The organism is Bradyrhizobium sp. LTSP885 (genome assembly GCF_000938305.1).
Classification (GTDB): domain Bacteria; phylum Pseudomonadota; class Alphaproteobacteria; order Rhizobiales; family Xanthobacteraceae; genus Bradyrhizobium.
This window is the reverse complement of record NZ_JYMT01000015.1, coordinates 36,289-48,545: the sequence shown is the minus strand read 5'-3', so window position 1 is coordinate 48,545 and position 12,257 is coordinate 36,289. Positions and strand designations below refer to the sequence as shown.

At 65.2% G+C, this 12,257-nt stretch carries 11 protein-coding genes and 1 pseudogene; 4 read left to right on the top strand and 8 right to left on the bottom strand.

The features are described from left to right. Positions 1-116 precede the first annotated feature (116 nt). Genes dut through ubiE form a run of 4 tightly spaced genes read right to left on the bottom strand, consistent with a single transcriptional unit; the run spans position 117 to position 4,386 of the window. Positions 117-566: a dUTP diphosphatase gene (gene dut, locus UP09_RS09550; protein ID WP_502689039.1), complete on the bottom strand. Its 450-nt coding sequence runs from the start codon at positions 564-566 to the stop codon at positions 117-119. A 5-nt stretch (positions 567-571) separates the two neighbouring features. After that, positions 572-1,993: a bifunctional phosphopantothenoylcysteine decarboxylase/phosphopantothenate--cysteine ligase CoaBC gene (gene coaBC, locus UP09_RS09545; RefSeq protein WP_044537888.1), complete on the bottom strand. Its 1,422-nt coding sequence runs from the start codon at positions 1,991-1,993 to the stop codon at positions 572-574. A gap of 60 nt (positions 1,994-2,053) precedes the next feature. Further along, positions 2,054-3,628 (bottom strand): 2-polyprenylphenol 6-hydroxylase, encoded by a 1,575-nt coding sequence (gene ubiB, locus UP09_RS09540; protein ID WP_044537887.1) that lies wholly within the window; start codon positions 3,626-3,628, stop codon positions 2,054-2,056. Then, positions 3,625-4,386 (bottom strand): bifunctional demethylmenaquinone methyltransferase/2-methoxy-6-polyprenyl-1,4-benzoquinol methylase UbiE, encoded by a 762-nt coding sequence (gene ubiE, locus UP09_RS09535; RefSeq protein WP_044537886.1) that lies wholly within the window; start codon positions 4,384-4,386, stop codon positions 3,625-3,627. Before ubiE ends, ubiB begins: the two co-directional genes overlap by 4 nt. Positions 4,387-4,544: 158 nt before the next feature. Between ubiE and mutM the strand changes: the two genes are divergently transcribed. Both mutM and ggt read left to right on the top strand, forming a co-directional pair. Continuing rightward, positions 4,545-5,426: a bifunctional DNA-formamidopyrimidine glycosylase/DNA-(apurinic or apyrimidinic site) lyase gene (gene mutM / locus UP09_RS09530; protein WP_044537885.1), complete on the top strand. Its 882-nt coding sequence runs from the start codon at positions 4,545-4,547 to the stop codon at positions 5,424-5,426. Between the two features lie 20 nt (positions 5,427-5,446). Then, on the top strand, positions 5,447-7,126 hold the full coding sequence (gene ggt, locus UP09_RS09525) for a gamma-glutamyltransferase (RefSeq protein WP_044537884.1): 1,680 nt from the start codon (positions 5,447-5,449) through the stop codon (positions 7,124-7,126). 159 nt (positions 7,127-7,285) lie between these two features. Here the strand turns inward: ggt and UP09_RS09520 are convergent, their stop codons facing one another. Beyond that, positions 7,286-8,647, bottom strand: coding sequence for a serine protease (locus tag UP09_RS09520; protein WP_044537883.1), 1,362 nt, complete (start codon positions 8,645-8,647; stop codon positions 7,286-7,288). 111 nt (positions 8,648-8,758) lie between these two features. Between UP09_RS09520 and UP09_RS09515 the strand changes: the two genes are divergently transcribed. Then, positions 8,759-9,559 (top strand): HesA/MoeB/ThiF family protein, encoded by an 801-nt coding sequence (locus UP09_RS09515; RefSeq protein WP_044537882.1) that lies wholly within the window; start codon positions 8,759-8,761, stop codon positions 9,557-9,559. Between the two features lie 148 nt (positions 9,560-9,707). On the opposite strand, the pseudogene UP09_RS38455 reads toward UP09_RS09515, so the two are convergent. Continuing rightward, a pseudogene (locus UP09_RS38455) lies at positions 9,708-10,207 on the bottom strand (2-hydroxyacid dehydrogenase); the annotation flags it as partial. Position 10,208: 1 nt separating this feature from the next. After that, positions 10,209-10,717: NAD(P)-dependent oxidoreductase (locus UP09_RS38450; RefSeq protein WP_283806001.1), on the bottom strand; the 509-nt coding region annotated here is incomplete at its 3' end. Positions 10,718-11,056: 339 nt separating this feature from the next. Here UP09_RS38450 and UP09_RS09505 point away from each other — a divergent pair. Beyond that, positions 11,057-11,584 carry an SH3 domain-containing protein gene (locus UP09_RS09505; RefSeq protein ID WP_044538011.1) on the top strand — a complete coding sequence of 176 codons (528 nt, stop codon included), beginning with the start codon at positions 11,057-11,059 and terminating at the stop codon, positions 11,582-11,584. A gap of 160 nt (positions 11,585-11,744) precedes the next feature. On the opposite strand, the gene irrA is transcribed toward UP09_RS09505, so the two are convergent. After that, complete coding sequence (gene irrA, locus UP09_RS09500) at positions 11,745-12,236, bottom strand: iron response transcriptional regulator IrrA (protein ID WP_044537881.1); 492 nt, start codon at positions 12,234-12,236, stop codon at positions 11,745-11,747. Between the last annotated feature and the right edge of the window lie 21 nt (positions 12,237-12,257).

Below are 12,257 nucleotides of genomic sequence, written 5' to 3'. Positions count from 1 at the left end.
CGCCAGCGACGGATCCCGCGAATTTTACGCGAACTGACTCCGTATTTGCGCGGGAATCTTATTGGAGCATGATCTTTTCGGAAAACCGGCGGCCACTTTTCCGGATCATGCTCTAGCTACCGCCCGGTCGAGCCGAAGCCGCCGCTGCCGCGCTCGGTCGCCGACAGCACATCGACCGGAACCAGCTCCGCCCGGGTGACGGCGGCGATCACCATCTGCGCGATGCGCTCGCCGCGCCGGATCTGGAACGCCTGCTGGCCGTGATTGATCAGGAGCACGTTGATCTCGCCGCGATAGTCGGCGTCGATCGTGCCGGGCGAGTTCAGCACGGTGATGCCGTGCTTGGCGGCGAGGCCGGAGCGCGGCCGTACCTGCGCCTCGAAGCCGGGCGGCAGCGCGATCGTCAGCCCGGTTGGAATCATCTCGTATCGTCCCGGCAACAGCATGACCGGCGCCGTCTGCGGCACCGCCGCCAGCAGGTCGAGCCCGGCGGCGTCGGCGGTCTGATAGGCCGGCAGCAAGAGATCTGCGCCGTGCGGCAGCTGGTGGATCTCAACCTTGATCATGGCATTCACGATGTCGTCCCCACGGTCTTCTCAATCGATTTGGCGATACGCGACACCAGTTCGGCGGCGACCTCTTCCTTGGTCATAACCGGCCAGGAGTCGACATTGACGTCATTGCCGTCGCGCGACAGCAGATGAACGGTATTGCGGTCTCCGCCCATCACCCCTGACGTGGCCGAGACATCGTTGGCGACGATCCAGTCGCAGCCCTTGCGGGCGAACTTTGCCTTGGCATTGTCGATCAGATGCTCGGTCTCGGCGGCAAAGCCGATCACCAGCGGCGGCCGCTTGTCCGTCAGCTTCGAGATCGTCGCGAGGATGTCGGGGTTCTCGACGAGCTGCAGCGGCGGCATGCCGGCGGCGGTCTTCTTCAGCTTCTGCTCGCCCTCACTCGCGACCCGCCAATCGGCGACAGCAGCGGCAAAGATCGCGATATCGACCGGCAACGCCGCTTCGACCCGGTGCAGCATGTCGCGCGCGGACTCCACACGCATCACCGCCACGCCAGCCGGGTCGCGCAGTTCGACCGGGCCGGACACCAGCACGACCTCGGCGCCAGCTGCCTGCGCGGCAGCGGCAATCGCAAAACCCTGTTTGCCGGAGGAGCGGTTGGCGATGTAGCGGACGGGATCGATCGCCTCATGGGTTGGGCCGGCGGTGATCAGCACGCGCTTGCCGACGAGCGGGCGCGGCTGCGGCGGCCGCAGCATGTGGTCGGCGGCGGCGGCGATCTCGGCCGGCTCTGCCATCCGGCCGACACCGGCCTCGCCGGCCTCGGCCATCTCGCCGGCATTGGGGCCGACGGTGTGGACGCCGTCGCGGCGGAGCTGCAGCATGTTGCGGCGGGTGGCCGGATTGTTCCACATCAGCGGATTCATTGCCGGCGCCAGCAGGATCGGCCTGTTGGCCGCGAGCAGGATGGCGCTGGCGAGATCGTCGGCATGGCCCTGCGCCATCTTGGCCATCAAATCGGCGGTCGCCGGCGCCACCACGATCAGGTCGCATTCCCGCGCCAGCCGGATGTGGCCGGCGTCGAACTCGCTCTCGGCATCGAACAGGTCGGTATAGACGCGCTCATGCGACAGCGCGCTGGCGGCGAGCGGCGTGACGAATTGCTGGGCCGCTTTGGTCAGCACGCAGCGGACGTGGATGCGGCGATCCTTCAGCCGCCGGATCAGGTCCAGCGCCTTGTAGGCGGCGATCCCGCCGCCGATGATCAGGGTGACGCGCCGTTCGCCGCCCGCGGCGTCGCTGGTGGGCTGCGGGCGCGCCGCGGCGCTGGGAGCGGCTGCAGGCGGGGGCTCGCCCGCTGCCTCGCGCAGGATCACCCGCACCTCGTCCTCGACCGAGCGGCCATTCCGGGCGGCCCGCAGCCGCAATTCGTCGCGGATGGCGTCGTCGAGTTTTCGGATTGTCAGATTGGCCATCGGCCGCACCCTCACAGGCGGATATGCTAGCAATGCTAGCATATCATGCTATCTTTGCAATCAGATCCGCCGGATGGTGAACAGGATTCCGATCAGGGCGAGGGCAATGATCCAAAGGCCAACGGTCTGCCACCGGGCCTTGCGGCCCTCGGCGCGGGCCATGGCCTCGATCGTCTCCGGTGACATCATGTGACCCTCCCGGGTCATGGTCTCCAACTGCTCGAGCACCGTCACGGCGCGGCTGGCGATCGTCGGCAGGCTGGCTATGACGCGGCCGAGTTCGCCGGCGCCCGACATCGCGCCCTGGATGCGACCGAGCGGGCCGAGATTGTTTGCGATCCATTCGCGCACCACGGGATCGGCGACCTTCCAGATGTCGAACTTCGGGTCGAAGCCGCGTGCCACGCCCTCGACCACCACCATGGTCTTCTGCAGCAGGATCAGCTCGGGCCGAGTCTGCATGTCGAACAGGCCGGTGACCTCGAGCAGAAGCGTCAGCAGCTTCGCCATCGAGATTTCTTCGGCGGTGCGGTTGTGGATCGGCTCGCCGATGGCGCGGATCGCTTGCGCGAAATTCTCCACCGAATGGTGGGCCGGCACATAGCCGGCCTCGAAATGCACCTCGGCGACGCGGCGGTAGTCGCGGGTGATGAAGCCGAGCAGGATCTCGGCGAGGAAGCGCCGTTCCTTCAGCCCGAGCCGCCCCATGATGCCGAAATCCACCGCGACGAGGCGGCCGGCATCGTCGAGGAACAGATTGCCGGGATGCATGTCGGCGTGGAAGAAGCCGTCGCGCAGCGCATGGCGCAGAAAACTCTGGATCACCTTGCGGCCGAGATCCGGCAGGTCGACCTGCGCTTGCGCAAGCCGCGCATGGTCGTTCAGCGCGATGCCGTCGATCCACTCCATCGTCAGCACGTTGTGAGCGGTGCGGTCCCAGTCCACCGAAGGCACGCGGAAATCCGGATCGTCGCGCGTGTTCTCAGCCATCTCGGAGAGTGCGGCCGCCTCGAGCCGCAGATCCATCTCCATCGCGACCGACCGCGACATCGTGTTGATGACCTCGATCAGCCGCAGGCGGCGCGCGTCGGCGGAATGGGCCTCCGCATTATTCGCGACAAAAAAGAAATCGCCGAGGTCTCGGCGGAAGCGCGACGCGACATTGGGCCGGAGCACCTTGACCGCGACCTGGTACCGCTCGCCGTTGCGCTCGACCTCGGCGTGATGCACCTGTGCGATCGAGGCCGCGGCCACCGGGGGGCCGAGGCTGACAAAAGCCTGCGCCACGGGCCGTTCCAGCGATTGCGCGATCACAGCCTCGGCCTCTTCCTGCGAGAACGGCGGCAGCCGGTCCTGCAGGGCTTCGAGATCGCGGGCCATCATCACGCCGACCACGTCGGGACGGGTCGCGAGGAATTGCCCGAGCTTGAGGTAGGCGGGGCCAAGCCGCGTCAGCGCGCGTGACAGTCGTGGGCCGGATTTGGCGCCGGGCCGCTCGATCAGCCGTGCCAGCCTCAGGGCGAGTTGCCCGGGCGGCGGCACCAGTGATGGGTCGACCACGCCGAACACGCCTTCGCGCGCAAACACGAAACCGGCGCGAGCGAGGCGCGCAATGTGGGTCAGTGCAGAGATCACAAACGCCAGCCTGAATGCAGCGCCACGATGCCGCCGGAGAGGCTCTGCCACTTCACGCGCGAGAAGCCCGCGGCGCCGATCATCTCGGCGAAGGCGTTCGGCCGCGGGAATTTGCGGATCGATTCGACGAGATATTGATAGGACTCGGCATCACCGGTGATGGCACGGCCGAGCGGCGGGATCACCTTGAATGAAAACAAATCGTAGATCCGGTCGAGGCCGGGGACGTCGACGGTGGAGAATTCCAGGCACAGGAATCGGCTGCCGGGCTTGAGCGCGCGATAGGCCTCGCGAAGTGCGAGGTCGATCTGCGGCACGTTGCGGATGCCAAACGCAATCGTGTAGGCGTCGAACGAGCGGTCGGCGAAGCTCAGCGCCTCCGCATTGCCTTCAACGAACGATACCCGGTCATCAAGATGCTGCTTGGCGGCGCGCTCGCGGCCGACCGCGAGCATGTCGCCATTGATGTCGCAGACGGTGGCGCGAAAACCTGCGCCGGCGGCCTTGGCAGCACGGAACGCGATATCACCGGTGCCGCCGGCGACGTCGAGCAGCGCGAACGGCTTGTCGCTCTTCGGCGGATCGAGCGACGTGATCATGATGTCCTTCCAGACCCGGTGCAGGCCCGCCGACATCAGATCGTTCATCAGATCGTAGCGGGACGCCACGCTGTGAAACACCTCGTTCACCAGCGTCTGCTTTTCGCCCAGGGGAACGTCCCTGAAGCCGAAATGGGTGGTTTGATCCGGCCGATCCATCAACTCATACTCTTTTTTTGTCGCGTTTTCTTCACGCGAACCGGTACCCATCCCGCATCAAGTGCGGGACAGGCTTCGCTCGAAAACGCTCCAGCCGGACCATAGCGCGCCCGCCGCAATGGCGCTATCACGTCACTTCCAAAAGGTGAATGCCTGCCATGCCGGAATTACCCGAAGTCGAGACCGTCCGCCGCGGCCTGCAGCCGGCTATGGAAGGGGCGAAAATTGTCAAGGCCGAAGCCCGCCGCAAGGATTTGCGGTTTCCCTTTCAAAAAGACTTTATCGCCCGGCTCGAGGGCCAGACCGTCACCGGGCTCGGCCGCCGCGCCAAATATCTGATGGCGGACCTCGCCTCGGGCGATGTGCTGCTGATGCATCTGGGCATGTCGGGCTCGTTCCGCGTCCTGAAGGAGGAGGTCAACGCGACGCCGGGCCAATTCCATCATCCGCGCAGCGAGGATCGCGCGCACGATCATGTCGTGTTCCATATGTCGTCGGGCGCGGCTGTCGTCTTCAACGATCCGCGTCGCTTTGGCTACATGAAGATCATCGCCCGCAACGCGATCGAGGATGAGCCGCTGCTGAAGGGGCTGGGTCCCGAACCGCTCGGCAACGAATTCGATGCGGCGATGCTGGCGCGGTCCTGCCACAACAAGAAGACCAGCCTGAAGGCCGCGTTGCTCGACCAGCGCGTGGTGGCGGGACTTGGCAACATCTATGTCTGCGAGGTGCTGTTTCGCTCGCATCTGTCGCCGCGGCGATTGGCCGCGACGCTTGCGACCAAGAAGGCTGAGCCGACGGATCATTCCAAGCGGGTGGTCAGTGCCATCCACTCCGTGCTGAACCAGGCGATCAAGGCCGGCGGCTCCTCGATCAGCGATCATCGCCTGACCAATGGCGAGCTCGGTTATTTCCAGCACTCGTTCCAGGTCTACGATCGCGAAGGCGAGACGTGCCGGACCGCCGGTTGCGGCGGCATCGTCAGGCGTTTCGTCCAGAACGGCCGCTCGACATTCTGGTGCCCGAAGTGTCAAAAATAACAACAAGCGGAGGACAGCTCATGAGCGGCAACTGGCGCGATCGCGCGGCGACGAGCTTTCAATGTCAGAAGCAGCCGGCCAGCGGCAGTCGTGGCATGGTGGTGAGTAATCATCCGCTGGCGTCAGCTGCAGGCGCCGAAATGCTCGCTGGCGGCGGCAACGCCATCGATGCCGCGATTGCCACTCTGTTCACGCTGACCGTGGTCGAGCCGATGATGGTCGGCATCATCGGCGGCGGCATGGCGCATGTTCGTTTGGTCGACGGCAGCCACCGTTTCATCGACGGGCAGAGCACCGTGCCGAAGGCGGTGCGGCCGGATACCTACACCTCCAAGCCCGGTTCGGCGCATGATGTGTTCGACACTGTCGGCAATGAGAACCTCAATGGACCGAAGGCGGTCGCGGTTCCCGGCTCGCTGAAGGCCTGGTGCGAAACGTTGCGTCGCTTCGGCACCATGAGTCTCGCCGATGTGATGCAGCCTGCGATCAAGCATGCGTCGCGCGGCTATGCGGCGACGCCTTATTTGCACGAATGCATCACCGATGGTGCCGCGGAGATGCTGAAAGACAAGCCGATCTCGGCGATCTATCTGCCCAAGGGCACGCCACTAAAACCCGGCGAGCGTGTGGTGCAGGCGGAATATGCGGAGACCTTGCGCTATATCGCTGAGCATGGCGAGGATGCGCTCTATCAGGGCCCGCTCGGTGACATCCTCGTCGATTACATGACAAAGAACGGCGGCTTCATCACCCGCGAAGATCTCACGACTTACAGAACCGTCGAGCGGCAGCCGATCCGCGCCGACTATCGCGGCTGGGAGATTCTCGGGCCGCCGCCGCCGGCCGCGTCGGGCGTGCATATCACCGAGATGCTCAACATCCTCGAAGGCTACGACATCGCAGGCCTCGGCTTTGGCTCGGCCCAGACCATCCATTATCTCGCCGAGGTGCTGAAGATCGCCTTTGCCGATCGCGCGGCCGCAAGCGGCGATCCGGCCTATGTCAACGTGCCGGTCGAGCGGCTGACCTCAAAGGCCTATGCCGACGAGCGGCGCCGCGCGATTGATCCTGATCGCGCGCAAGCCTGGAGCGCCGGCGTGACGCAGCTCGAAAGCGCGCATACCACGCACATGACCGCGGCGGATGCGATGGGCAATGTGGTCGCGACTACGCAGACCATCAACAATCTGTTCGGCGCCAAGATCCTGATTCCGGGCCTCGGCACCGTGCCGAACAACTACATGAACCTGTTCGATCCGCGGCCGGGACACGCGCTGTCGCTGGCTTCAGGCAAGCGCGTCACGACGTCGATGTCGCCAATGATGGCGCTACGCGACGGCAAGCTGGTTTACGCGCTCGGCCTGCCCGGAGGAAAGCGCATCTTCCCGAGCGCGATGCAGGCGCTGATCAATCTGATCGATCACGGCATGAGCCTGCAGGAGGCGGTCGAGGCGCCGCGGGTCTGGACCGAGGGCAATGCGCTCGAGGTCGAGCAGGCGGTGCCGGAGGCGGTCCGCGCCGCGCTCACCGCGAAGGGCCACAGAGTGCAGGTGGTGTCGACGGTCGCCGGCGGCATGAACGCGATCCAGTTCCACGATGATGGCCGCATGTCCGGCGCAGCCTGCTGGCGCGCCGACGGCACCCCGATCGGCATCGCGGGCGGCCTTGCCCGTGCCGGTGTGCGGTTCGCGTTGAGGTGATGAAGGCTGCTTAGGCTCCCTCGCCCCGCTCTTGCGGGGAGAGGGTGGGGTGAGGGGCTGCTTCCACGAGTTCTGATGGCAGTGAGACCTGTACCCCCTCACCCGGATTGCATCTGTCGATGCAATCCGACCTCTCCCCGCAAGCGGGGCGAGGTGAACTTATTTCCTGACGCAGATCACGCGGACGACAGCCGCCTTCGCGTCAGCGGTTCCGCCTGACGGCGTCACGCCATTGGCCTTGAGGAAGTCCCGCACCGTGTCTGCCGGCACCAGCGCGGCCTGCGCCGGCGGTGTCGCGTTTGCGGGACCCGCGACGAGTACCGGCTTCAGCAATGCGATGCCGGCAAACTTGCCATCGCTGTCGACCGCCACCGCGCCGGAAAAGCCGAGCGCGGGCGCCGGTGACAACGCCGCGTCGCCGCCGCCGCCGATCTGCGCCACGGACGCCTTCACGCTGGTCGCCGCCGCGGCGCCGCCCTGGTTCTGCGGATCGGCGATACCGGTGATGTCGAGCGCCGTCTTTGTTGCATTGCCTGCGATATCGAGCGGCTTCAGCCCGCGCGCGCCATAGATGCGCAGCAGCGCGAGATCGTGCTCCTTGTCCTCGGCGACCCGATCGGCATGGCCGTAGCCCGGGATCGTCAGCGCGATGCACTCGTCGGTGACCACGCGATCGGTGACGACGGCGCCGTCGTCGCTGACCACGACGCCGGTGCCGTAGTCCACCGTTTTGCGCGGCGGCGGACCGGCCTGCACGCCCGACGGGAACGCATTGAACGCGCTCGACATCGCGATCACGACAGGCTCGACGGTATTTTCGGTCGCCTGGTCGTAGAGGATGGTGAGGATGCGCACCTCGTCGCCCCTGAAGGTGCCGCGCAGATAAAACTTCTTCAGGCCTTGCATGCCTGAGAGCACGAAGAAATCCGGCTTCACCACGGTATAGTCGATGGTACGGCCGGCTGGTTCCTTCTTTTCGCGCTCGGCGAGTTTCGCGGTGGTCGGGCTAGCCTCCTTGCGCCGCGTCAGCTGTATCTGGATGGTACCGGTCGACGACGTCCATTTGGCGCCGGAGGCATCGCTGGTGAGCTGCGGCGCCAGTTTTGTCGGAATGCCGAGGCGCGCGCCGGTGGCGGGCTCGGTGACGATCTTCCAGCCTACATTCTCCTGCCGCCGCCGCGCGGTGTCGGCGAGCAGGCCGCGTTCCTGCGGGTTCAGCACGCCGGTCGGCTTGCCGCCGCGGTTCTTCTGGAATTCCTTGATCGCATTGACCATGCGGTCGCTGACGTCGCCGGTGATGGCGCCGTTATATTCGCCGACCCAGGCGAGGTCCGATTGCAACGCCAGCCGCTCGGCCTGCGCCATCGCGTTCGCGGTGTCTTCCGGCTTCTGCAGCGCGGGACGGACCGGGACGGTCGTCACGACCTTCGGCTTGGCGCCGGCGGTCGACGGCGGTGTCATCTGGGCATGCGCTGCGCCCATGGTCGCGACCAGCAATGTTGCCGAAAGCACCGATCTCATGACAAACCCGGAGGGAAAGACTGACACCATTGACGTCCACGCAATTAAGCACATCTGCTTGGTCGGCAACAACAGCGCCCCGGTTCAGGGAACGGCGCCCCAGGAAGTCATATGCTGAGTGCCGACGAACTCGAACGCTACGCCCGCCACATCGTGCTGCGCGAGGTCGGTGGCCCCGGTCAGAACGCGCTGAAGCAGGCCTCGGTGCTGGTGATCGGTGCAGGCGGTCTCGGCGCGCCGGTGCTGATGTATCTGGCTGCCGCCGGCGTCGGCAGGCTCGGCGTCGTCGATGATGACATCGTGTCGCTGTCCAATTTGCAGCGCCAGATCATCCACGCGACGCCTGACATCGGCAAGCGCAAGGTCGACAGCGCGGGCGCGCAGATCCATGCACTGAATCCGCATGTGGCGTTCGAGGCCCATCCGGTGCGGCTCGATGCGAACAATGCGCTGCCGCTGATCGCGAGCTACGACCTCGTGCTCGACGGCTCCGATAATTTCGAGACCCGCTATCTCGTCTCCGACGCCTGCTTTCTCGCCGGCAAGCCGCTGATCACGGCGGCGCTGGGCCAGTTCGATGGCTCGCTGACCACGATCCGCGCGCATGAGAGGAACGCGCAAGGCGATCTCAACCCGACCTATCGCTGCCTGTTTCCGGAGCCGCCGCCGCCGGGCACGGTGCCGGCCTGCGCCGAGGCCGGCGTGATGGGCGCGCTCGCCGGCATTTTGGGGTCGATGATGGCACTGGAGGCGATCCGCGAGATCGTCGGCTTTGGCGAGAGCCTGGTCGGCCGTCTTTTGATGGTCGATGCGCGCGCGATGCGGTTCGAAACCCTGCGCTACGCGCGCGATCCGGAGAACCCGCTCAACGGTGATGCTCCAGGCATCACCGATCTGAGCGGGCACGCTTAGGCATCAGGACGCGCGCTTCTGTAGCCCGGATGCAGCGAAGCGCAATCCGGGGCCGTCATATCCGCGGGTGACGCTGTCCCGGATTTCGCGGAGTCTGTCATCGGGCGCGCGTTCGCGCGACCCGTTGGCTTCATCCGGGCTACGAGAGTTACAGCATGCTCGGCAGCACGCGATCCGGCGGTTTGTGATTGTCGAGGAAGGTGCGGATATTGATGATGACCTTCTCGCCCATCTCGACGCGGCCTTCGATGGTGGCCGAGCCCATATGCGGCAACAGCGTCACCTTGCCGGCCCGCGCCAGCCGCACCAGCTTCGGGTTCACCGCGGGCTCGTGCTCATAGACGTCGAGGCCGGCGCCACCGACCTCGCCGGCTTCGATCAGCTTGATCAGCGTGTCCTCGTCGATCACTCCGCCGCGCGCGGTGTTGACGATATAGGCCTCTTTCCGGACCAGTTTCAGCCGCCGTGCCGAGAGCAGATGGTAAGTGGCCGGCGTGTGCGGACAGTTCACCGAGATGATGTCCATCCGCGCCAGCATCTGGTCGAGGCTTTCCCAATAGGTCGCCCCCAACTCGTCGGCGATCTTCGGCGCCACCGGACGGCGGTTGTGATAGTGGATCTGCAGCCCGAAGGCGCGGGCGCGGCGGGNCGGGCCACCGCCTGGCCGATCCGGCCCATGCCGATGATGCCGAGCCGTTTTCCGCCGATGCGGTGGCCGAGCATCCAGGTCGGCGACCAGCCCGCCCAGTGCTGCTTGCCTTCAGTCAGGATCGAGGCGCCCTCGATCATCCGCCGCGGCACCGCGAGGATCAGCGCCATCGTCATGTCGGCGGTGTCCTCGGTCAGCACTTTCGGCGTGTTGGTCACGGTGATGCCGCGTGCATGCGCCGCCGCGACGTCGATATTGTCGACGCCGTTGCCGAAATTGGCGATCATCTTCAGCTTGCAGTCCGGCTGGCTGATCATGTCCTCGCTGATCAGATCGGTCACCGTCGGCACCAATATGTCGGCGCTGCGCGCGGCTTCCGCGATCTGTTCCGCGGTCATCGGCGTGTCGTCGAGATTCAATCTGGCATCGAACAGCTCGCGCATCCGGGTCTCGATCGAGTCCGGCAGCTTGCGGGTGACGACGACGAGAGGCTTTTTCTTTACCGACATGTCCTGCTCTCATGAGGCGCGCGGCTTGCCAAAGTTCAAGCCGTTGAGACCTCATTAACCCGGTTGTTCGACACTGCAGATAGCCGCGCTGTCCCGGCGTTTCCTTCGCGTTTCCTTGGGTTCCCGGATACTTGCCCTGGCATTGCCGGGGAAAGTTCGGGCGTCTGGTTCTTAAGCGTTCCGTCCTCTCTAGCAGAAGGCCGGGCCAAGACAAGAACCCCTCGGAAATCGCAGGTCGGGGAACGGACAGGGCGGTGACGGGGTCTGGGTTTCAGGCTTGGGTTTGGGTTGCAACTCGCCGAATGCGGGTTGGTCATCTCGACAGGAGACGAGTTGATGGTGGCGTTCTGGCGTTTCGGTTCGTTGGCGGCACTGGTCGGGTGCATGCTGGGTGCGTCGGTGATGCCCGGCCATTCGGCCAAGGAGGCGAGCCCGACCACGAGCGGACTGCCGATCCCGCGCTATGTTAGCCTGAAATCCGATCATGTGAACGTCAGGGCCGGCCCGACCAAGGACAATGATGTCGCCTGGGTCTACACAAGATCCGGCCTGCCGGTCGAAATCACCGCTGAATTCGAGAATTGGCGCCGGGTGCGCGATTCCGAGGGCGCCGAAGGCTGGGTCTATCACTCCCTGCTGTCCGGCCGCCGCACGGCCGTCGTCACGATGAAGAACAAGGACGATCTCGCATCGGTCTACGATCGCCCCGACGCCACCAGTGCGATCGCGGCGCGGCTGCAGGCCGGTGTGGTGACGCAGGTCAAGAAATGCGCCAACAACTGGTGCCGGGTCTCCGGCACCGGGTTCGATGGCTGGATCGAGCAGCAGCGCTTGTGGGGCGTCTACGCCGACGAGAAGGTGGAATGACGCGAAGCGTCGTTCCGGGGCGATGCGCGAGCATCGAACCCGGAATCTCGAGATTCCGGGTCTGGTGCCTGCGCACCATCCCGGAATGACGATGCCTCCCAAAACGACAATGGCCGGGACAGAGCCCGGCCATCAACATTTCAAATCGGCGGTGAGATGATCAGCGCTTTTTGCGCAGCCGTACGACCATGTCGACGCGGGCGATCTCATAGCCTTCGGGCACCTCGGGCATCTTGGTGAGCATCAGGTTCGGGTCGGGAATGTCGACCAGCTCGTGATTGTGCTCGAGATAGAAGTGGTGGTGCGCCGACACGTTGGTGTCGAAATAGGTCTTGGTGCCGTCGACGCTGACCTGGCGCAAAAGGCCGGCATCGGTCAGCTGGTTGAGCGTGTTGTAGACAGTCGCCAATGACACCGGCACCTTGGCAAGCGTGGCTTCCTCGTACAGCATTTCAGCGGTCAGATGCCGGGCGCCCTTGCCGAACAGCAGCCAGCCCAGCGCCATGCGCTGCCGGGTCGGCCGAAGGCCTGCGGCCTGCAGCATCTCGTTGACGTCATGCCAGGGGCAGCCGGTCAGGGCCGGGTGATGCCCAGCGCTCCGCGCAGCCGGGTGCACGGCGTCATCGTTCAAAACCGATACTTCGTCGTTCATATCCACTCTATGCACCTAACT